Origin of the sequence: Streptomyces sp. NPDC088785 (genome assembly GCF_044750685.1) — a bacterium.
Classification (GTDB): domain Bacteria; phylum Actinomycetota; class Actinomycetes; order Streptomycetales; family Streptomycetaceae; genus Streptomyces.
Map to the genome: position 1 here is coordinate 1 of NZ_JBIVKH010000011.1, position 20,740 is coordinate 20,740.

Sequence of the window (20,740 nt, forward strand, 5' to 3'; positions counted from 1 at the left end):
AAGACGACCCACCAGGGGCGCGGGGAACTGCGCGACCAGCCACGACGGCGGCGCACCCGAAAGACGACCCACCAGGGGCGCGGGGAACTGCGCGACCAGCCACGACCGTGGCGCACCCGAAAGACGACCCACCAGGGGCGCGGGGAACTGCGCGACCAGCCCCCCACCCAGCCGCACCCGAAAGACGGGCCCAGGGGCGCGGGGGGCTCCGGTGGGGAGGGGCGGGGTTCGTCGGCGGGGGGTTAGGCCTGGATCAGGGGCTCCTTGGTGAACAGGGCGCCCAGAGCGGGAGCGTTCAGGCGGCGGCCCGCCAACCGCAACGCCTCCCAGACGGTGACCTGGTTGGCGGTGAGCACCGGCTTGCCGAGTTCGCGTTCGAGGTCGGCGACATACGCGGCGGTGTGCAGCGCGGTGTCCGGCAGGAGCACCGCCTCGGCGTCGGGATGGTCACCGGCCCGCGCCATGGCGAGCACCTCGTCCCAGCCCCAGGTCCCCACCTCGGCCGCGGTGATGACACCGCTGCCGCGCACGGAGAGCACCTCGGCGCCGGCCGCCTTCAGGAACGCGGCGAAGTGGTCCGCGACGTCCGACGGATAGGTCGCCGCGACCGCCACCCGCCGCACCCCCAGCTCACCGATCGCGTGCGCGAAGGCGAAGGAGGTGCTGGACGCGGGCAGCCCCGCGGCCTGCGCGAGGCCGCGGACCTGGTCCTGGGCGCCGTCCCAGCCGAAGACGAAGCTGCCGGACGTGCACGCCCAGACCACCGCCTCGGCGCCGGACAGCCGCAGCTCCTCGACCCCGGCCGTCAGCCGCTCCGGCGCGCCCATGCGCAGCAGCGCGTCGACGCGGTGCGCGTCCTCGCCGATGTCGGTGTGCACGACGGCCAGCCGTACGTCGCTGTCGATCATCATCTCGATCCGCGGGTAGTCGTCCTCCGCGGAGTGTCCGGGGTAGAGAAATCCGAGCGCTGTCATGCTCTAAGCCCACCCTTCCTGGCCCTCCGGAAGTTCCGGGAGCCCCTGATCCGGTACGGGCCACTGCCGGCGTGCAGCGGGATCGAGCAGCGCCTGGTAGGGGCCCACCGCTCGCGTACCCAGTCGGGCGAGGGCTGCCCACATCGTGACCTGATTCGCCGAGATCACCGGCATCCGCAGCTCGGCCTCCAGCTGCGGGATGACGTCGTAGGTCGGCAGGTTCGTACAGCTGATGAACAGCGCGTCCGCGCCGTGGCCGACCGCCGCGCGCGCCATGCCGGCGACGTCGCGGTAGGGGACCTTCCAGATGTGCCGGGTCAGCCCCAGGTAGGCCCGGCCGGCCACCGTGATGCCCGCCTCCGCCAGATACTCCTCCAGCGATTCGGTGACGGAGCGGGTGTAGGGGGTGACGAGCGCGATGCGGCGCGCGCCGAGGTCGGCGAGGGCGTCGAGCAGCGCCCCCGAGGTGGTCACGGAGGGAAGCTCCCCGGCCCTGCTCATGGCCTCGCACATGGCGCGCTCCCCGGCGAGTCCGCCGACGAAGCTGCCCGAGGTGCAGGCGTACGCGAGGACCTGCGGTTCGGCGGCGCCGAGCGCCCGGACCGCCTCGCCGAGCGTCTGGTGCTCGCTGACCAGGCGGGCCAGGTCGAGGCTGACCTCGACGGGCACGAACGGGGTGCGGGTGAGGTGCAGGGAGATGGAGTCGGGTACCCAGCGCCACAGTTCACGGTCGAGGGCGAAGTCGAACGGTGCGACAACGCCGACGCCGCGCTGCGGCTGCGGTCCCCCCAGGAATGAGACGTCCATAGAGCATGCCCCAGGTTCAGCTGACGTGATGAGTGCCGATGCGGTGCTTGAGCCGGCAGAGCGCCGGGACGTCGGGACAGCGACGAGGGCGGGAACCCGCGTACGGGGTACCGCTGTTGACGAAGGTAGGTTCAGGTGCCAGCGTGGTCAATCCGCGCATGTCAGTCGGGATGCCGTGAGACGGCGCACTCCGCCCACAGCTCATGATCCCGATGTTTCGGACTTGTCCATCACCAGGAAAGCGGACCTTCGTTGCGAACCGATTACCCCTCGATGTCCGGTCCGGACGCGCGCCGGCCCACGGTGCTCGTCCTCGGCGCCGCGCCGCCCGCCCCGCCGCCCCGGCTGGGGGTGCTGACCGGGCGGGCGCGGCTGCTGCACGCCGCGGACGCCGCCGAGCTGCGCGACCGGCTCCCGGACGCGGACGTCCTGTTGGTGTGGGACTTCCTGTCGGACGCGGTGCGCGAGGCGTGGCCGGGGCGGGGTGCGCGCCCCGCGTGGGTGCACACGGCGAGCGCGGGCGTGGACCGGCTGATGTTCCCCGAACTCGTCGCCTCGGACGCGGTGTTGACCAACGCGCGGGGCGTCTTCGACCAGCCCATCGCGGAGTACGTCGCCGCGCTCGTCCTGGCGATGGGCAAGGACCTGCCCGCCACGATCGGCTTCCAGGCGGACCGGCGGTGGCGGCACCGCGAGACGCAGCGGATCGGCGGGACCCGCGCCTGCGTGGTCGGCACCGGCCCCATCGGGCAGGCGATCGTCCGGCAGCTGACGGCGCTCGGGATCACCACGGCGCTGGTCGGGCGGCGGGCCCGGGCCGGGGTGCACGGCCCGGCCGATCTGGACCGGCTGCTCGCCCGGGCGGACTGGGTGGTGTGCGCGGCGCCGCTGACCGACGAGACGCGCGGGATGTTCGACGCGCGGCGGTTCGGGATGATGCAGCCGTCGGCCCGGTTCGTCAACGTGGGCCGGGGGGCGCTGGTCGTGGAGGCCGACCTGGTCGACGCGCTGCGCAAGCGGTGGATCGCGGGCGCCGCGCTGGACGTCTTCGAGCACGAGCCGCTGCCGGACGACAGCCCGCTGTGGACCGCTCCCGGACTGCTCGTCTCGCCGCACATGAGTGGCGACACGGTCGGCTGGCGGGACGAACTGGGCCGCCAGTTCGTGGAGTTGTTCGGCCGCTGGGAGAACGGGGAGCCGCTGATGAATGTAGTCGACAAGAAACGTGGGTATGTCCCCGGCAGCTGATCGATGAACCACTGACGCACCGGACCCCTGGCACTGGAGGACGGATGACGGCCGAGCTCACCGGACTGACCGCGCAGGATCTGCTCGACGGCTACCGCAAGGGCGAGTTCAGCCCCGTCGACGCCGCCGGGGCCGTGCTCGCCCGGATCGAGGAGACCGGGCCGGCGCTGAACGCGTTCGTCCGCGTCGACGCCGAGGGGGCGCTCGCGGCGGCCCGGGAGAGCGCCGAGCGCTGGCGGCGCGGCGAGCCGCGGGGCCTGCTGGACGGGGTCCCGGTGACGGTCAAGGACATCCTGTTGCAGCGCGGGGCGCCCACTCTGCGGGGGTCGCGGACGGTGCGGCCGGAGGGGAGCTGGGCGGAGGACGCGCCGTCCGTCGCGCGGCTGCGCGAGCACGGCGCGGTGTTCGTCGGCAAGACGACCACGCCCGAGTTCGGGTGGAAGGGCGTCACCGACTCGCCGCTGTCGGGGGTGACCCGCAATCCGTACGACACCTCGCGCACCGCGGGCGGTTCCAGCGGCGGCAGCGCGGCGGCGGTCGCGGTCGGGGCGGGCCCGCTGTCGCTGGGCACCGACGGCGGCGGCTCGGTGCGCATACCGGCCGCCTTCTGCGGCATCTTCGGGTTGAAGCCGACGTACGGGCGGGTGCCGCTGTATCCGGCGTCGGCGTTCGGCACGCTCTCGCACGTCGGGCCGATGACGCGCACCGCGGCAGACGCGGCGCTGCTGATGGACGTGGTCTCCGGCCCCGATCCGCGCGACTGGTCCGGGCTCTCCCCCACGGGCAGCTTCCGCGAGGGGCTGCGGGGCGGGGTGCGGGGCCTGCGCGTCGCGTTCTCGGCGACGCTGGGCGGGCAGGTCGCCGTGCGGGCGCCGGTCGCCGCCGCGGTGCGCTCCGCCGTCGAGCGGCTCGCCGGGCTCGGCGCGTACGTGGAGGAGGCCGACCCGGACTTCAGCGACCCGGTGGCGGCCTTCCACACCCTGTGGTTCAGCGGGGCGGCCCGGGTGGTGCAGCGGCTGTCGGCCGCGCAGCGCGAGCTGCTCGATCCCGGGCTGCGGGAGATCTGTGCGCAGGGGGCGCGGCTGAGCGCGCTCGACTATCTCGCCGCCGTGGACGTCCGGATGGAGCTGGGCCGCCGGATGGGCGCCTTCCACTCCGCGTACGACGTGCTGGTGACGCCGACGCTGCCGGTCACCGCGTTCGAGGCGGGGGTGGAGGTGCCGCGGCGGTCGGGGTTGCGGCGGTGGACGGGGTGGACCCCGTTCACGTATCCGTTCAACCTGACGCAGCAGCCCGCCGCGACGGTCCCCGTCGGGGTGGACGGGGACGGCCTGCCGGTCGGCCTCCAGATCGTCGCCGCCCGGCACCAGGACGCGCTGGTGCTGCGCGTGGCCCACACCCTGTACGAGGCGGGCGCGGCCGGGATCGCGCGCCCCTGAGGGAGGACGCCGGGGGATTCCGTGCGCGGGCCCTAGATCCGGCGGAAGCCCAGGGTCTCCCCCACCGCGCCGCTGCGCCAGAGGTCCTGGCACGCGTCGGCCATCGCGTCGAGGCCGTCGACCACCTGGCCCCAGACGATGCCGGGCACCCAGCCCACGTCGCCGTTCATGAGCAGGTTGTTGCGCTCGTAGAACAGGGCGAGGTCGATCACGGGCGCTCCGGCGCTCAGGCCCGCGCCGCTGCCGTACCCGTAGGACTGGGAGCCCAACTGGGTCCCGTTGAAGGAGAAATAGCAGAGATCGCCGGGAATGGGGGTCACCGTCGGGTTCTCCAGCGGGGGCTCCTGCTCCGCGAACGCGGGGAACAGGGCGTAGATCTCGTTGCGCGCGTATTTGGCGTGGTAGACGTCGGAGACGAGCGGCAGCGCGTCCCAGACCGCCGCGCAGGTCAGTGGAGCGCGGTCGTCGAGGAGCCGCGCCGTGCAGGCCACTCCCCTTTTGGCCAGAGAGATTTCGATGTGCCGGACGCCGGATGCGGTCGTGGAGTCAGCCATGCGTGCCATGGTCGGCCCCGGTCACCCCGTGCGGTCAAGACCGCATCCGCCGCGCCAGGGGCGTGAATTGATCGGCATGGATCGGTTCCGTTCGGGTAGCCGCGCGCCCATGGCTCCACCAATAGAGATACGTACGACCGGGAGACCGGTCGGAAGACAGGGCGTCCGCAGACGATCGCTGCTCGCCGGTGTCGGAGCGCTCGGCGCGGCCGGTGCGCTCGGCGCGGCGGGCTGTAGCCGGATACCGAGCGGTGACACGCTCGCCCGGCTCCGGTCGCAGGGAACCGCGCGACTCGGCATCGCGGGAGAGGTGCCGTACGGATATATCGACGACAGCGGCAAGTTCACCGGCGAGGCGGTGGAACTGGCCAAAGTGATCTTCAAGCGGCTGGGGGTCGCCAAGGTCCAGCCGGTCGCCACCGACTTCGCCTCGCTCATCCCCGGCCTGAACACCCAGCAGTTCGACGTCGTGTCCGCCGGGATGTACATCAACAAGGAACGCTGCGAGCAGGTCATCTTCGCCGACCCCGAGTACCAGATGCTGGACTCGTTCATCGTCGCCAAGGGCAATCCGAAGAACCTGCACGACTACGCCGACGTGGTGAAGGCCGGGGCCAGGTTCGGCACCGGCACCGGATACGCGGAGATCGCGTACGCCGTCGACGCCGGGTACAAGGAGTCCGACATCGTGATCCTCCAGGATCAGGTGGCCGGCCTCAACGCGGTCGAGTCGGGCCGCATCGACGTCTTCGCGGGCACGGCGCTCACCACGCGCGAGGTCACCCGCAAGAGCCGCAAGGCGGAGCACACCACGCCGTTCGCCCCGACGGTCGACGGCAAGAAGCACGTGGACGGCGGCGGCTTCACCTTCCGGCCCACCGACACGAAACTGCGCGACGCCTTCAACGTCGAGATCCACAAGATGAAGAAGAGCGGCGAACTGTTCCGGATTCTCCAGCCGTTCGGCTTCACCAAGGCGGAGATGACGACGCTGACCGCCGAGGAGCTGTGCCGATGACCTCCGGACTGTGGGAACACTGGGTACTGCCCGGCATCTGGATCACCCTTCAGCTGACCCTCTACAGCGCCGCCCTGGCGACCGCCGTCGCCTTCGGCGCGGGCATGGCGCGCACGCACCGGCTGTGGATCGTGCGGTTCGCCGCCGGTCTGTACACCGAGGTCTTCCGCGGCACGTCGGCGCTGATCCTGATGTTCTGGATCTTCTTCGTGCTGCCGCAGCTCGTCGGCTGGTCGCTGGTCCCGATGTGGGCCGCCGTCCTCGCCCTCGGACTGTCCTACGGCGCGTACGGCGCGGAGATCGTGCGCGGCGCCCTGAACGCGGTGTCGCCCGCGCAGCGCGAGGCGGGGGTCGCGCTGAGCTTCACGCCGTGGCAGCGGATGCGGCTCATCCTGCTGCCGCAGGCGGTGCCGGAGATGATCCCGCCGTTCTCGAACCTGCTCGTCGAGCTGCTCAAGGGCACCGCCCTGGTCTCGCTGCTCGGCATCGGCGACGTGTCGTTCGCCGCGTACCTGGTGCGGCTCGCGACGACGGAGAGCGCCCAGATCTACTCGCTCACCCTCGTCATCTACTTCGTGATCGCCTTCCTGCTGACCCGCGGGATGCGCGCGCTGGAACGCAGGACCAAGGCGGCGCTCGGGCAGCGGCCCGCGACCGGGGGCGGAATCATGGGCAACAGGCTCACCCTTCGACAGCAGACCGACGTGTCACAGGTCCCGGCGAGCTCGGGAGGCGGTGGCGCATGATCGTCTCCGCCGCGGCGAACTGGGACTGGTCCGCCGTCTCCGACTTCATGCCGCACTTCTGGGACGGGGTCCTGGAGACCCTGAAGATCCTGGTCCTCGGCTCGCTCATCTCCTTCAGCCTCGGACTCGTCTGGGCGCTCGCGCTGCGCGCGCCGACCCGTTTCGTGCGCTGGCCGGTCGGGATCGTCACGGAGTTCATCCGCAACACCCCGCTGCTGGTCCAGCTCTTCTTCCTGTACTTCGTGCTGCCGGACCGGGGCATCCAGTTCTCCGCGCTGACCACCGGCGTCGTCGCGATCGGCCTGCACTACTCGACGTACACCGCGCAGGTCTACCGGGCCGGCATCGAGGCAGTCCCGGCCGGCCAGTGGGAGGCGGCGCGTGCGCTGAGCCTGCCGTACGGCAGGACGTGGACCGCGGTGATCCTGCCGCAGGCGATCCGCCGCGTCGTGCCCGCGCTCGGCAACTACGTCATCGCGATGCTGAAGGACACCCCGCTGCTGGCGGGCATCGGCGTGCTGGAGCTGCTCCAGCGCTCGCGCCTGGAGGCGGCCCAGACGTTCCAGTACACGGAGGCCCTCACGGTCGTCGGTGTCGCCTTCATCCTCATCGCCTACCCGTCGTCCCTTCTGATCCGAGCCCTGGAGCGCCGCCTTGTCCGCTGACACCCATCCCGCCAAGGACCAGCCGAATCCGAAGGTGGACGGCAGCGAGCTGATCCGCTTCGACAAGGTCGTGAAGCGGTTCGGCGACAACACCGTCCTCGACGAGCTGGACTTCTCGGTCGCCTCCGGCAAGCACGTGACGCTGATCGGCCCGTCGGGCTCCGGCAAGACGACGATCCTGCGGCTGCTGATGACCCTGCTGAAGCCGGACGGGGGCACGATCTCGGTGGGCGGCGAGTACCTCACCCACGAGACGAAGAACGGCAAGCTGGTCCCGGCCGGCGAGAAGCACGTCCGCGAGGTCCGCAAGAACATCGGGATGGTCTTCCAGCAGTTCAACCTCTTCCCGAACATGAAGGTGCTGCGCAACGTCATGGAGGCGCCGGTCACCGTGCTCGGCCTGGCCAAGGACGAGGCCGAGCAGCGGGCCCGCGAGCTGCTCGACCTGGTGGGGCTCGGCGACCGCCGCGACGCGTACCCCTCGCAGCTCTCGGGCGGTCAGCAGCAGCGGGTGGCCATCGCGCGGGCGCTCGCCATGCGTCCGCAGGTGCTGCTGCTCGACGAGGTGACGTCCGCGCTCGACCCCGAGCTGGTCGCGGGGGTCCTGGACGTCCTGCGGGACATCGCGCACACCACCGACATCACCATGCTGTGCGTGACCCACGAGATGACCTTCGCCCGGGACATCTCGGACCAGGTCCTGATGTTCGACGCCGGCCGGGTGATCGAGTCCGGGTCGCCGGAGAAGATCTTCACCGAGCCGGAGCACGAGCGCACCCGGGAGTTCCTGAGCGCGGTCCTGTGACCAGCCGCGCCCGTTCCGGTGCATGACATTGGCATATGCCAGAGTGGCGCGTTCCTGTTGAGAGGGTACGGAACGCGCCACCAATGTCCTCAACCGGCGCCCCTATTGGCCCTGTTGGCGGCTATCGTGGACGGAGCCAGCTGTCCGGAACCGTTCCATGCAGGGGGATGCCGTGGCGCTGAAGCACGACAAGGACGCGTCGTCGTACCAGCCGCACCAGTCGGTGCAGTACGCGCTGCGCGTGCTGGAGGCCGTCGCCCACCAGGGCGTCGGCATCACCGATACCGAACTGGCCCGGGCCACCGGGCTGCCCGCGGACCAGCTCGCCCCGATGCTGCGCATGCTGCGGCGCGAGGGGTACGTGGAGCAGACCGTCGACGGGGCGTACGTCGCCGGGGCCACGCTCGACCGGCTCGGCGCGGCCGACGGCCACGAGGCCGCGCTGACCGCGACGCTCCAGCACACGCTGGACGAGCTGCGCGACAGTGTCGGCGCCGCCGTCTACATGAGCCGGTACATCGACGGCGAGGTCCGCATCACGCAGTACGCGGCCGGGCCCGAGGCCCCGCCGGTGAACGAGTGGGTCGACTTCCGGGTGTCGGCGCACGCCAGCGCCGTGGGCAAGAGCCTGCTCGGCCAGCTGGACGTGAACGGGCGGCGGGACCATCTCTCCCGCCACAAGATGGCCCGCCTCACCTCGCGCACGATCACCAACGAGAAGGTGCTGCTGTCCAAGCTCGCCGCTCAGGCCGCGACCGTCCCGGTCCTGGACCTCCAGGAGTACGCGGTGGGCACGGTCTGCGCGGCCGTCCCCATCACCGCCGGCACCTCGGTCGGCTGCCTGGCGCTCTCCCTCCCGGTGGAGCACGCCCACCGCCTCCACGACGCCGCCGACCGCCTCAACCAGAGCGCGGCCCCGCTCCTGCTCTCCCTGACCATCTGAGCCCCCACCCATCCGAGCCCACGACGAAGGCCCCCGCGTGAGGTGGAGGGCCTGCACGCCGAAGGCCCTCCACAAGAAGTGGAGGGCCTTCGGTGTGCTGTGCGCCATCAGGGACTCGAACCCCGGACACGCGGATTAAGAGTCCGCTGCTCTAACCAACTGAGCTAATGGCGCCGGTTGACGAGGTAAATACTACCTGGTCCGTGGGGGTGGTCCCGACCAGGCGCGGGGAGGTGTCACCCGGGGCCCAGCAGATGCTCGCGCCCCCGCTCGCGGAAGGCCGTGGCGAGGTCGGCGCGCTCGGCCGGGGACAGGATCCGGTACGCGTCCGCGCCCGGCGGCCGCCACCACAGCTCGTCGGCGCCGCTCCAGAAGCCCTCCCGGCGCAGCTCCCCGCGCCGCACCTTGTTGGTGGCGGTGACCGGCATCCGGTCCACCACCCGCAGGAAGCGGGGCGCCATCTTCGTGCCGAGGTCGCCCTGGCCGAGCAGGAACTCACCGAAGGCCAGCGGGTCGAACGACGCCCCCGCGCGCGGCGCCAGCGTCGCCATCACCTGGTCCCCGGCGACGGGATCGGGCACCCCGTACACGGCGACGGCGGCCGCGTCCGGCCAGCGGGCCAGGATGTTCTCGATCATGGCGGGGGCGAGGTTCTCGCTGTCCACCCGGATCCTGTCGTCGCCGCGCCCCGCGAAGTACAGGAAGCCCGCGGCGTCCCGGTAGAAGTGGTCGCCGGTCCAGTACCAGCCGTGCTCGCGCACCCGCTCGGCGTAGGCCGCGTCGTTGCGCCAGTACCCCTCGAAGGGCGAGCGGCCGCGGTTGACCAGCTCGCCGATGGCCTCGGCGCCGTTGACCAGCCGCCCGCCGGCGTCGAAGACGGCGGGCGGGCACGGCGCCCCGGTCGCGGGGTCGAGGACGACGAGGTCGTCGTGGGGCGCCGCCCGGCCGATCGCGCCCGGCGGGGTGTCGGCGGTGCGCTGCACGGCGGCGCCGCCCTCCGACGAGCCGTACCCCTCGACGAGCCGCACGCCGAACCGGGCCTCGAAGCGGGCCGCGTCGACGGCGCCCGCCTCGGTGCCGAATCCGACCCGCAGCGGGTTGTCCCGGTCGTCGGCGCGCTCCTCGGTGGCCAGCAGGTACTGCACGGCCCGGCCGACGTACGTGAAGTAGGTCGCCCCGAACCGGCGTACGTCGCTCAGGAACCCGGTCGCCGAGAAGCGGCGCCGCAGCGCCACCCCCGCGCCCGCGGCGACGGCCGGCGCCCAGTCGGCGATGACCGCGTTGCCGTGGAAGAGCGGCATGCAGACGTAGTGCACGTCGTCGGGGCGTACGCCGAAGGTGGCGACCAGGGAGTGGCCGGCGGCGGCGAGCCGGCCCTGGCTGCACAGGGCGGCCTTCGGGGCGCCGGTCGAGCCGGACGTGAAGTAGAGCAGCATGCGCGAGCCGGGCCCGACGCGCGCGGCGATCTCCGGCTCGGCGCCCGCGTAGGGGGCGAGCAGGTCCTCGTAGGCGTCGGTGCCGGTGACCAGGACGCGGACGCCGGGCAGCCCGAGGCCGTCGAGCAGCGGGAGGTGGGCGCGGTCGGTGACCAGGACCCGGCACTCGGTGTGGAGGATGTCGCGGGCCAGTTCGGCGCCGCGGCGGGTGGGGTTGATCCCGGCGACGGCGGCGCCGGCGAGCGCGGCGGCGCTCAGCCACTGCGGGAACTCCGGGGTGTTGTCGAGCAGCACGCCCACGTGCGGTTCCGCGCCGCGCGGCAGCAGGTCGGTGAGGAGCGCGGCGCGGGCGGCCGCGGCGGCGGCCACCTGGTGGTGGCTGAGCAGCCGGTCCTCGTACGCGAGTCCCGGGCGGTGGTCGCCCCAGCGCCGCTGGACCAGTTCCGCGAAGGTGCGCGTGTCGGATCCCATGGCCGCGCACCATAATTGACGGTTCGTCAGAAAGGGAGATCCGTGGAGTATTCCTCGGGGAAGTCGTCCGGCGTCGACCCCTCGTCGGACGTCGCGCCCAGCACGACGACCGCGAAGACGACGCACAGGGAGAGGGCGGCCGTCACGAACAGCGCGACGCAGCCCATGCCCACCGCGAGCGCGACCGGCCGGTAGGGCTCGGCCGTGGCCTGCTCGGGCGCGTCGGCCGCGTAGCGCACCATGACGGTGTCGCCCTCCAGGACCGTGTCGGGCCCGCCGTCCGCGGTGAAGCGGACGGTGCGGCCCTCGCGCGTGGTGAACTCGTACACGCGGCTGCGATGGGTGGTCGGCCGGTCGCCGCCGGTCGTGCTGGTGAACACCCGCAGGCAGCGCGCCTCGGACGTGCGCCCGCCGTGCCAGGCACGCCGTATCCGCAGCGCGCGGCGCAGCAGCGCCACCCCCATCGCCAGGATGCCCGCCGCCATGACCGCCGCGATTCCGGCCAGGAAGAACTCCATGCCCCCACCCCCGTGGTCGAACACTCCCCCGTACGCCGACGACAGCTCGTCGGCGTACAGGGAAGCTACCGGGGTCCGGAGCGGAAGTCGCTCAAGGAAAGCTCAGAACATCCCGGGTCAGAACGTGACGTCCGAGCAGGCGTAGAACGCGTTCGCCGTGTCGGCGATCGTCCACACCGCGAGGATCACGTGGTGGCCGGACTTGCCGGTGGGCAGGACCCCGGAGTGCGAGAGGGTCGCCGGGGGCTGGCCGCTGTAGGGCACCGTGAGGAACGGGGTGGTGTTCAGGGCCGCCCGGGTGAGCGGCTTGCTGTCGTCCCAGCCGTTCTTGGTGACGTAGTAGCGGAAGTCCGTGGTGGAGTGCCGCGCGGTGAACTGCCATCTGAACGTGTAGCTCTGACCGCCCGTCACCTTGGTGGTCGGCCAGGCCGAGCCGTTCGGCTGCTTGGCCGCGTTGAGCTGGCCGAACTCGCCGTGGTTGCCCGAGCAGATCTGGCCGTCGGCGGGGCCGGACGCCGGGAAGCCCTTGGGGCCCTCGACGCTCTGCGGCTCCCACTGGATGTTGCCGCAGTTCGCGACGGTGCCGTTGGCACAGAGTTTCTGCCGGCTGATGGGCAGATCGGTGTAGCCGTGGCTGCTCGCGCCGCCCGCCGACAGGGCGAACGCCCCTGCGGTGGTGAGGCCGAGCAGGGCCGCGTAGATCTTCTTTCGCATGCTGCCGCTCCTGGGGGAAGTGGGGGAGTGCCGGAAGCTGTGCGCACAGCGATGTTTCAGGTCTAGACCAACCAACCACCAATGTATGGGCGGGACTTGGCCGTGTCCATACACAGTTGAGGGCTTGTCCATACCAGTGGCCGCCGGCCGCTCCCGCTCACGCCCGCGGGCTCACTCCCCGCGGCCCGTGTAGAACGCGACCGTCAGATCCTTCACCAGCGCCTTGCGCTCGTAGTCGTCCAGCTCGACCAGACCCCGCGTGGTCAGCCGCGTCACCGTGTCCTCCACCGAGTCCACGACCGAGGTGAGCACGCTGTCCCGGTGCTGCGCGTCGATCGCGGCGATCCGGCGGCGCTGCATCGCGGCCGCCACCTCCGGCGCGTACTCGATCCGGGTGGGCTGCGCGGAGAACACCTCGATGCCGACGGGCTCGGCGTCCACGGCCAGCTTGCGGGTGAGCAGGTCGCCGACGGCCTCGGCGTTGCGCAGGGTCGGCGCGTCGTCGTGGAAGGCGTCGGCGGGCAGCTGGGACAGCACCCGCGCCAGGTCCGCCTCCACGCACTCGCGCAGATACGTCTCGTGGTCCTCGACGCCGAACGCGGCGCGCGCCGTGTCCTTGATCCGCCAGACCACGAGGACGACGACGCGCAGCGCGACCCCGTTCGCGTCGACCGCGGGCATCGGCTCGCTGCGCCAGTGGCGCAGCCGCACGTCGGTGCGGCGGCGCAGCAGCAGCGGGTTCACCCACAGCAGCCCGGACTTGCGCACCGTGCCCCGGTAGCGGCCGAAGAGGGTGAGCACCCAGGCCCGCCCGGTGCGGCCGCGCGCCAGCCCGCCGAAGCCGAACAGGCCGAGCGCGCCGGAGCCCGCGACCGCCGCCCACTGCGCGGGGCCGAGCCCGGTGCCGGCGTACCGGGGCAGCCCGGCGAGCCCGGTGACGATCTGCGGCAGCGCCCCGGCCCAGCCGAGCGCGGCCACGGCGCCGGCCGCGCCCGTGAGGCCGCCGAGCACCCCGAGCGCGCCGGGCAGCGCGCGCCCGCCGCGCTCCGCCAGCCCGGGGTCGACGGACGGGGCCGGGCGGGCGGGGGCGCGCGGCGGCATCCGGCGCGGGGGCGCGGCCCGGCCGGTGCCGACCACGGCGGGGCGCAGCGGCACGGCGACCGGGTCCGGGTCGTCGCGGAAGAGGAGGTGGACCGGGATCTCGGTGGTCGCCTCGTTCTGGATGAGGCGCGTGCCGCGCGGCCGCTCCCCGGTCTCGGTGGTGTCCGTCATCGCTTCCTCGCCGCTCGCTCGCTCTGTGCCGGCCGTCGCCCCGGCCCCGGTCGTGTTCATGAGAAGAGCCGTCGCCAGGTCTCCGGCCCGGGATAGCCGTCGGCCGACGCGCCGCGCCAGCCCTGCGCGCGCTGGAACGCCTCGACGGCCCGGCGGTCCGCCTCGCCCCAGCGCGGGCCCGGACCCTGGGCGTAGTACTTGCCGAATCCTTTCTTCACGAGTTGCGCGCCGAGCTTCGTGACGGCGGCGCCGCTCGCGCCGGGGCGGAAGGCGGCCCGGCCGGGGTAGGCCGGGGTCTTCGCGGCGGCGGTGCTCTTGGCACCCGAGGCGCCCTTGCCCGCCGCCGGGATGTCCTTGCCCCTGCCCGTGACCAGGTACGACCAGGTCGTCGGGCCGGGGATGCCGTCGGCGTCGGAGCCGGTCCAGCCCTGGGCCCGCTGGAACGCCTGGGTCGCCCGGCGGTCCGCGTCGCTCCAGCGCGGCCCGGGACCCTGGCGGTAGAACCGCTTGCCGCCGCGCTCCACGAGCAGGCGCCCGAGCTGGGTGACGTAGGCGTTGTCCGCGCCGGGGCCGAACGAGCCGGCGCCGGGGAAGCGCGTCGTCGAGGTGCCCGCGCCCGAGGTGGTCCCCGCCTTCAGGCCCTTGTAGCGGTAGGCGAGGTACTTGCTGGAATTGCTCCAGTACGCGTACGGGGTGGACTGCTTCCTGGTGCCCGGGCGGGTCTGCTCGTAGGCGAGGTAGTGACTGCGCGTGGCGTCCGTCCACCCGCCGAAGATCGTGACGTGCGACCCCTTCTCCGGGTCGGACGGATTGTGGAAGAGCAGGATGTCGCCGGGCTGGAGCTGCGCCTTCGTGATCCGGGTGCCGAACGCCGCGAGGCTGCCCGTCCACTCGTTGCCCGGCAGGTCCCAGGCCATGGAGACGAAGCCCGAGCAGTCCTGGCGGTACCCGTCCTTCCAGAAGGCGTTCATGCTGTACGGGACCTTGGCGGCCACCCAGGTCCCGGCCCGGTTGATGATCGCGTCCCGGGTCGTGGCGCGCAGCGCCGCCTGCTGCGTCAGGTCCACCGCGTGGGCGGCCTCGCCCGGCGCTCCGTGCAGCGGGCCGGTGCCGCCCTGCGGGGTGACGTCGTCGTCGCCCGGCGCCGGGTCGCCCGGCCGCGCCTCGTGCTGGCCGGCCGCCGCGGCCGGGGTGAGCTGGACGCCGCCGATCACCGTGCCGGCCGCCGCCGCGACGGCCAGGGCGTGCCGGGCGCCGAGCCGGGTCCGCCCCGGGGGCGGTGTGGTGCGCCGCCACTCGGCGCAGCCCGCGCAGGTGCAGTCGCCCGCCGGGTCGTAGTCCTCGAATACCGGAGCCTCCATGCGATTCCCCTCACACTCCAGAGCCGCCCATCACCTGACGAGCCTCGCCTTCGCACGCAGGCAGCCTCTCAACTGTGAGGACAAACCGCATGTTGACGGTGCGAAAGATGGAAATCCGCATAAAACCCCCTACTGCCCGGCGCGGCGACTGGCCAACGGCGGTCCGGAGCACCCCGGGAGTTCGGGTAAAGTTATGCAGGTCAGCGGGCGCCATTAGCTCAGTTGGTTAGAGCAGCGGACTCTTAATCCGCGTGTCCGGGGTTCGAGTCCCTGATGGCGCACAGCACGACGAGGGCCCTCCACTTCTTGTGGGGGGCTTTGGTCGTTGCCGGACAGTCGGCCGGGGGTCCGGGGGTTGCCCCCGGGAGATGCAGCATCCGCGTGTCCGGGGTTCGAGTCCCTGATGGCGCACAGCACGACGAGGGCCCTCCACTTCTTGTGGGGGGCCTTCGGCGTGCAGGCCCTCCACCTCACGTGGGGGCCTTCGGCGTTGCCGAGTCGTTCACGTGTCCGAGAATCGCTCTCCTGATCACCCACCGGCCAGTGGGAGATACAGGGCCACCTCGACAACCCCGACAAGCGGCACCTTTCGCCGCCCTTCTCCCCTGCCACCCGCGGCAGTTGGCGGGCACGCGGGCTGAGCTGGGCGAACCGTACCGGCATGCGGTGCTGACGGGGGGCCCGTTCACGAAACGCGGCACGGGAAGGCATCATGCAACCGGAAGGTCGTCGTTCCGGTCTTAGTAGGGGTGGGACGGTGGCCAGCCACGGATACGCCCGGGATGGTCGAGGGGGAGGACCCGGCACGGGCGCAGGACCGACGACCACGCGGTGACTCGCGTGCGGGGGGATGACTCAAGATGACGTCGACGCCGACGGGTGCCCACGGGCAGTCCGACCCGTCCGAGACGACCCAGCTGCGGGTGCCGCCGCACCGCGCCGGAGGCTCCCGGCGCCTGAAGAAGTCGCTGCCGCGCTACGACTACGAGCACTACAGCCGGCTGGCCGGGCCCCTCACCCAGCCCGATCCGAACAAGCCGTACACCGTCCAGTACCGCTCCCTGCTCTCGCAGGAGCCGCACCGGATACGCGCGGCGCTCATGCTGGGCGCCGCCCCGCTGCTCTCGCTCGTCCTGCTGTTCTGGCTGCTCCAGCCCGAGCACTGGACCGAGCGCGACTACGTGCAGTACGACTTCCTGCCCGCGCTCGACATCGTCATGCTGGTCGCGATCGGGCTCATCGAGTTCTTCCGCTGCATGAACGTCCTGTCGAACGCGCACGCGACGCTCGTCGCCCGGGACCCGATCCCGGTCGTGCCCGAGACCGGCACGCGCGTGGCGTTCCTGACCTCGTTCGTGCCCGGCAAGGAGCCGATCGAGATGGTGACGAAGACCTTGGAGGCGGCGGTCAGGCTCCGCCACCGGGGCCTGATGCACGTATGGCTGCTCGACGAGGGCGACGACCCCGAGGTCAAGGAGGTCTGCGCGCGCCTCGGCGTCCGGCACTTCTCCCGCAAGGGCGTCGCGAAGTGGAACCAGGCCAAGGGCCCGCACCGCGCGAAGACCAAGCACGGCAACTACAACGCCTGGCTGGACGCGCACGGCGGCCACTACGACTTCTTCGCCTCGGTCGACACCGACCACGTGCCGATGCCCAACTACCTGGAGCGGATGCTCGGCTTCTTCCGCGACCCCGACGTCGGGTTCGTCATCGGCCCCCAGGTGTACGGCAATTACGACAACTTCGTCACCAAGGCGGCCGAGTCCCAGCAGTTCCTCTTCCACGCCCTGATCCAGCGCGCGGGCAACCGCTACGGCGCGCCCATGTTCGTCGGCACCTCGAACGCGGTGCGGATCAGCGCCCTGAAGCAGATCGGCGGCCTGTACGACTCGATCACCGAGGACATGGCCACCGGCTTCGAGATCCACCGCCACAAGAACCCGGCGACGGGCCGGAAGTGGCGCTCCGTCTACACCCCGGACGTGCTGGCCGTCGGCGAGGGCCCCAGCGCCTGGACCGACTTCTTCACGCAGCAGATGCGCTGGTCGCGCGGGACCTACGAGACGATCCTCAAGCAGTACTGGAAGGGCTTCTTCACGCTCCCGCCGAGCAAGCTCTTCAACTACACCATGATGATCATCTTCTATCCGATGGCCGCCATGAACTGGATCCTGGCGGCGCTGAGCTGCGCCCTGTTCCTGGGCCTCGGCGCCTCCGGCGTGAACATCGACCCGACGGTCTGGCTGATGCTGTACGGCAACGCCTCGGCGCTCCAGATCGGCCTCTACATCTGGAACCGCCGGCACAACGTCTCGCCGCACGAGCCCGAGGGCTCCGGCGGTGTGGCCGGCATGGTGATGTCCGCGCTGTCCGCGCCGCTGTACGCGAAGGCGCTCATCGACTCCCTGCTGCGGCGCAAGAGCAAGTTCGTGGTGACCCCGAAGGGCGACTCGGCCAGCCCCGACCGCTGGTTCGGCACCTTCCGCTACCACTGGTACTTCATCCTCATCTTCGCCGCGTCGATCACGGCCGGCCTCGTGCTCGGGCACGCGCACCCGGCGATGATCACCTGGGCCTGCTTCGCGCTGCTGATCACCGCGCTGCCGATGTTCGCCTGGCGCTACATGCTGCGCCAGGACAGGAAGAAGCCGAAGCCGCCCGCGGAGCGGCAGCCGGACCGGCCGTACGTGCCCCGCCACGCCGCGCCGCAGCCCGGCGCACCGCAGCCCACCCGGACCACGGGTGGGGGCAACGACGAGACCATGCAGATCTCCCTGGGGGGACGTAACAAGTGAAAGACGGTGCGAGCCGCCGCCGCGCCCGGCGCATCACCATCGGCACGGTGGTGGTCCTGGCGATAGCCGGGACCAACGGCCCCTGGCTGTACCGTTTCGGCACGGCCAAATATCACGAGTACACGATCAACCGGCCGGACTACAAGGCCGAGAACGGGCACTGGGACGTCATCGACTTCCCCGCCGACCTGCGCCTCAACACGATCCACGCGGCGCTGCTGCACACCGGCAAGATCCTGCTGATCGCCGGGTCGGGCAACAACCAGAAGAACTTCGACGCGAAGAAGTTCGACACCCGGCTCTACGACCCGGTGAAGAACACCATCAAGAAGATCGACACCCCCACCGACCTGTTCTGCACCGGCCACACCCAGCTGGCCAACGGCAATCTGCTGATCGCGGGCGGCACCAAGCGCTACGAGAAGCTGAAGGGCGACGTCACCAAGGCCGGCGGCCTGATGATCGTGCACAACGAGGACCCGGACGCGCCGAAGACCATCAGGGCCGGCACCCGGTTCACCGGCAAGGAGAGCGGCAAGACCTTCGTCGCCAAGGACAACATCGTCGTCCCGCGCGCGAAGAAGGTCTTCGACCCGGCCACCGGCGTCTTCCAGCGCAACGACCCCGGACTCGGCCGCGTCTACGTCGAGGCGCAGCGCTCCGGCACCCGGTACGAGACCGGCACCCAGGACAACTACCGGGTGCAGGGCCTCACCGGCGCCGACGCGCGCAACGTGTACGGCATCGCGCAGAAGCTCGCGCTCGACAAGAAGGACTTCCAGGGGATCCGCGACTCCTACGAGTTCGACCCGGTCGCCGAGAAGTACATCAAGGTCGACCCGATGAACGAGGCGCGCTGGTACCCCACGCTGACGACGCTCTCGGACGGCAGGGTGCTCTCCGTCTCCGGCCTCGACGAGATCGGGCAGCTGGTGCCCGGCAAGAACGAGGTGTACGACCCGAGGACGAAGAAGTGGACCTACCTGACCAAGGACGTCCGCCAGTTCCCCACCTACCCCGCGCTGTTCCAGATGGAGAACGGCAAGATCTTCTACTCGGGGTCGAACGCGGGCTACGGACCCGACGACGTCGGCCGCAAGCCGGGCGTCTGGGACCTGGCGGACAACTCGTTCCGGAAGATCCCCGGCCTGTCCGACCCGACCCTGATGGAGACGTCGAACACGGTCGAGCTGCCGCCCGCGCAGAGCCAGAAATACATGGTGATCGGCGGCGGCGGCGTCGGCGAGTCCAAGCTGTCCAGCGCCAGGACCCGGATCGTCGACCTGAAGGCGAAGCAGCCGCGGTTCACCGACGGCCCGACGCTGGAGAAGGGCACCCGCTACCCGCAGGCGTCCGTCCTGCCCGATGACTCGGTCCTCGTCTCCGGCGGCTCGCAGGACTACCGCGGGCGCGGCGACTCCGACATCCACCAGGCACGGCTCTACGACCCGCGGGCCAACGCGTTCAAGCGGGTCGCCGACCCCGCGGTCGGCCGCAACTACCACTCGGGCTCGCTGCTGCTGCCCGACGGCCGGGTGCTGTTCTTCGGCTCGGACCCGCTCTACGCGGACAAGGCCGGCACCAAGCCCGGCGTGTTCGAGCAGCGCCTGGAGATGTACACGCCGCCGTACCTGTACCGGGACTCCCGCCCGACCCTGGAGAGCGGCGAGCGGACCGTCCGGCGCGGCGCCTCGGCCACGTACCGGGTGACCGGCGCCGCCTCCGTGAAGACGGCGCGGCTGATCAGGCCCAGCGCGTCCACGCACGTCACGGACGTCGACCAGACGTCCATCGCGCTGGACCTGAAGAAGTCCGGCGACTCGGTCACCGTGACGGTGCCCCGGAGCCGGGCGCTGGTCGAATCGGGCTGGTACATGCTGTTCGTGACGGACGGCCGGGGGACGCCCAGCAAGGCGCAGTGGGTGCACGTCCCCTAGCCGTGGCCGTCACCGCCGCGCCGCGCCGGCCAGCTTCACCGCGTACGCGCCCCACCAGGCGCCCGCCCGGGGGCCGCCCTTGCAGGTGCCGTCGGACTCGCCCGGCCGCTTGACCCACAAGTACGCCTTCACCAGCGGGTCGCCGGTCCTCGTGGTCGGGGTCCTGCCGAGGGCCCGGCCCGGCGGATTGCACCAGCGCTCGTCCGGATCGCCGCCCGTGTACGGCCCGTTGCCGTTGCGGCTGGTGTCGATGACGAACGGCTTGCCGCCGACCTTCGCCGACAGCTCCTTGCCGTAGGCGATGGAGTCCTCGGTGGAGTAGAAGTTCGACACGTTCACCGAGAAGCCGTCGGCCCGGGCGACGCCGGACCGCTGGAGCGGCTGGAAGATCTGCTCGGGCTTCCCCCAGCCCGCGTTCCCCGCGTCCAGGTAGACCTTGGTGTCCTTCAGCGACTTGAGCTTGTCCACCGCGCCGTTGAGCAGGTCGTAGCGCTCCTCGTGGAACTGCGCGGGCGTGCAGTTGTCCACCATGTGCTGCACCGCGTCCGGCTCCAGGACCACCGTCGCCGGACGGTCGCCGATGCCCGCGGCGACCTGGTCGATGAACGCCCGGTAGGTGTCGCCGTCCGAGGCGCCGCCCCGCGAGTAGTTGCCGCAGTCGCGGTGCGGGATGTTGTAGAGGACGAGCAGCGCGTCCCGGTCCGCCCGCTGGGCGGCCTGCGTGTAGCCGCGCGCCTGCGACTCGGCGTTGTCCGGCAGGATCCACTCGCCGCTCGGCTGCTCGGCGATCCGGCGGACCGCCGCCGCGTCGCCGTCCTTGCCGTCCTTCTCCAGCGCGGCCACGGCGTCGGCCGCCTTGCTGTCGGGGTTGACCCAGAACGGATCGGCGCTCTTCGGCCGCTGCCCGAGGGGCCGGGCCGGGCCGTCGTCGCCGTCCCCGCCGCCGGAGGAACACGCGGACACGAGCAGCGCCGCCCCCACGACGACCGCTCCAGCCCTCAGCTTCCGGTACATCCACTCCCCCTCGGGTGCCCTGT

18 protein-coding genes and 2 tRNA genes are annotated in these 20,740 nt (G+C 71.6%); 10 read left to right on the forward strand and 10 right to left on the reverse strand.

Annotation, left to right across the window (positions count from 1 at the left end):
- Window positions 1-242 precede the first annotated feature (242 nt).
- Both ACIP5K_RS25880 and ACIP5K_RS25885 read right to left on the reverse strand, forming a co-directional pair.
- Entirely contained in the window at window positions 243-974 is a 732-nt protein-coding gene (locus ACIP5K_RS25880) for a decarboxylase (RefSeq protein ID WP_401413148.1), read from the reverse strand.
- A gap of 3 nt (window positions 975-977) precedes the next feature.
- Window positions 978-1,781, reverse strand: a complete 804-nt coding sequence (locus ACIP5K_RS25885) for an aspartate/glutamate racemase family protein (RefSeq protein WP_401413150.1) — start codon at window positions 1,779-1,781, stop codon at window positions 978-980.
- A 273-nt stretch (window positions 1,782-2,054) separates the two neighbouring features.
- On the opposite strand from ACIP5K_RS25885, the gene ACIP5K_RS25890 reads away from it, so the two are divergent.
- Window positions 2,055-3,029: a D-2-hydroxyacid dehydrogenase gene (locus tag ACIP5K_RS25890; protein WP_401413152.1), complete on the forward strand. Its 975-nt coding sequence runs from the start codon at window positions 2,055-2,057 to the stop codon at window positions 3,027-3,029.
- Window positions 3,030-3,073: 44 nt separating this feature from the next.
- Complete coding sequence (locus tag ACIP5K_RS25895) at window positions 3,074-4,468, forward strand: amidase (RefSeq protein WP_401413154.1); 1,395 nt, start codon at window positions 3,074-3,076, stop codon at window positions 4,466-4,468.
- 32 nt (window positions 4,469-4,500) lie between these two features.
- Here ACIP5K_RS25895 and ACIP5K_RS25900 read toward each other — a convergent pair whose 3' ends face one another.
- The gene (locus ACIP5K_RS25900; protein WP_401413156.1) at window positions 4,501-5,022 is read right to left on the reverse strand and encodes a DUF3830 family protein; all 522 of its coding nucleotides are present in this window, start codon (window positions 5,020-5,022) and stop codon (window positions 4,501-4,503) included.
- Window positions 5,023-5,131: 109 nt separating this feature from the next.
- Here ACIP5K_RS25900 and ehuB point away from each other — a divergent pair, with 109 nt between their 5' ends.
- The 5 genes from ehuB to ACIP5K_RS25925 all read left to right on the forward strand — a co-directional run bounded on the left by ehuB (window position 5,132) and on the right by ACIP5K_RS25925 (window position 9,199).
- Window positions 5,132-6,040: an ectoine/hydroxyectoine ABC transporter substrate-binding protein EhuB gene (ehuB, locus tag ACIP5K_RS25905; RefSeq protein WP_401413158.1), complete on the forward strand. Its 909-nt coding sequence runs from the start codon at window positions 5,132-5,134 to the stop codon at window positions 6,038-6,040.
- The gene (ehuC, locus tag ACIP5K_RS25910) at window positions 6,037-6,786 is read left to right on the forward strand and encodes an ectoine/hydroxyectoine ABC transporter permease subunit EhuC (RefSeq protein WP_401413160.1); all 750 of its coding nucleotides are present in this window, start codon (window positions 6,037-6,039) and stop codon (window positions 6,784-6,786) included. Before ehuB ends, ehuC begins: the two co-directional genes overlap by 4 nt.
- Complete coding sequence (ehuD, locus tag ACIP5K_RS25915) at window positions 6,783-7,451, forward strand: ectoine/hydroxyectoine ABC transporter permease subunit EhuD (protein ID WP_401413162.1); 669 nt, start codon at window positions 6,783-6,785, stop codon at window positions 7,449-7,451. Before ehuC ends, ehuD begins: the two co-directional genes overlap by 4 nt.
- Complete coding sequence (ehuA, locus tag ACIP5K_RS25920) at window positions 7,441-8,256, forward strand: ectoine/hydroxyectoine ABC transporter ATP-binding protein EhuA (protein ID WP_401413164.1); 816 nt, start codon at window positions 7,441-7,443, stop codon at window positions 8,254-8,256. Before ehuD ends, ehuA begins: the two co-directional genes overlap by 11 nt.
- A 172-nt stretch (window positions 8,257-8,428) precedes the next feature.
- Complete coding sequence (locus ACIP5K_RS25925; protein WP_401413166.1) at window positions 8,429-9,199, forward strand: IclR family transcriptional regulator; 771 nt, start codon at window positions 8,429-8,431, stop codon at window positions 9,197-9,199.
- Between the two features lie 100 nt (window positions 9,200-9,299).
- Here the strand turns inward: ACIP5K_RS25925 and ACIP5K_RS25930 are convergent.
- The 6 genes from ACIP5K_RS25930 to ACIP5K_RS25955 all read right to left on the reverse strand — a co-directional run bounded on the left by ACIP5K_RS25930 (window position 9,300) and on the right by ACIP5K_RS25955 (window position 14,971).
- Window positions 9,300-9,373 (reverse strand) — tRNA-Lys (locus ACIP5K_RS25930).
- A 62-nt stretch (window positions 9,374-9,435) separates the two neighbouring features.
- Entirely contained in the window at window positions 9,436-11,106 is a 1,671-nt protein-coding gene (locus ACIP5K_RS25935; RefSeq protein ID WP_401413168.1) for an AMP-binding protein, read from the reverse strand.
- Window positions 11,107-11,132: 26 nt separating this feature from the next.
- Window positions 11,133-11,624: a DUF3592 domain-containing protein gene (locus ACIP5K_RS25940; RefSeq protein ID WP_401413170.1), complete on the reverse strand. Its 492-nt coding sequence runs from the start codon at window positions 11,622-11,624 to the stop codon at window positions 11,133-11,135.
- A 117-nt stretch (window positions 11,625-11,741) separates the two neighbouring features.
- Window positions 11,742-12,338, reverse strand: a complete 597-nt coding sequence (locus ACIP5K_RS25945; RefSeq protein ID WP_401413172.1) for a lytic polysaccharide monooxygenase — start codon at window positions 12,336-12,338, stop codon at window positions 11,742-11,744.
- A gap of 171 nt (window positions 12,339-12,509) precedes the next feature.
- Window positions 12,510-13,610, reverse strand: coding sequence for an SPFH domain-containing protein (locus ACIP5K_RS25950; protein ID WP_401413173.1), 1,101 nt, complete (start codon window positions 13,608-13,610; stop codon window positions 12,510-12,512).
- A gap of 56 nt (window positions 13,611-13,666) precedes the next feature.
- A complete protein-coding gene (locus ACIP5K_RS25955) occupies window positions 13,667-14,971 on the reverse strand; it encodes a peptidoglycan-binding protein (protein WP_401413174.1) in 1,305 nt (434 codons plus the stop codon).
- Between the two features lie 207 nt (window positions 14,972-15,178).
- Here ACIP5K_RS25955 and ACIP5K_RS25960 point away from each other — a divergent pair.
- The 3 genes from ACIP5K_RS25960 to ACIP5K_RS25970 all read left to right on the forward strand — a co-directional run bounded on the left by ACIP5K_RS25960 (window position 15,179) and on the right by ACIP5K_RS25970 (window position 19,703).
- Window positions 15,179-15,252, forward strand: a tRNA-Lys gene (locus tag ACIP5K_RS25960).
- 579 nt (window positions 15,253-15,831) lie between these two features.
- Window positions 15,832-17,766 carry a glycosyltransferase family 2 protein gene (locus ACIP5K_RS25965; protein ID WP_401413176.1) on the forward strand — a complete coding sequence of 645 codons (1,935 nt, stop codon included), beginning with the start codon at window positions 15,832-15,834 and terminating at the stop codon, window positions 17,764-17,766.
- A complete protein-coding gene (locus tag ACIP5K_RS25970; RefSeq protein WP_401413178.1) occupies window positions 17,763-19,703 on the forward strand; it encodes a galactose oxidase-like domain-containing protein in 1,941 nt (646 codons plus the stop codon). The genes ACIP5K_RS25965 and ACIP5K_RS25970 overlap by 4 nt, the downstream gene beginning before the upstream one ends.
- A 9-nt stretch (window positions 19,704-19,712) precedes the next feature.
- Here the strand turns inward: ACIP5K_RS25970 and ACIP5K_RS25975 are convergent, their stop codons facing one another.
- Window positions 19,713-20,717, reverse strand: a complete 1,005-nt coding sequence (locus ACIP5K_RS25975; RefSeq protein ID WP_401413180.1) for a glycoside hydrolase family 6 protein — start codon at window positions 20,715-20,717, stop codon at window positions 19,713-19,715.
- Between the last annotated feature and the right edge of the window lie 23 nt (window positions 20,718-20,740).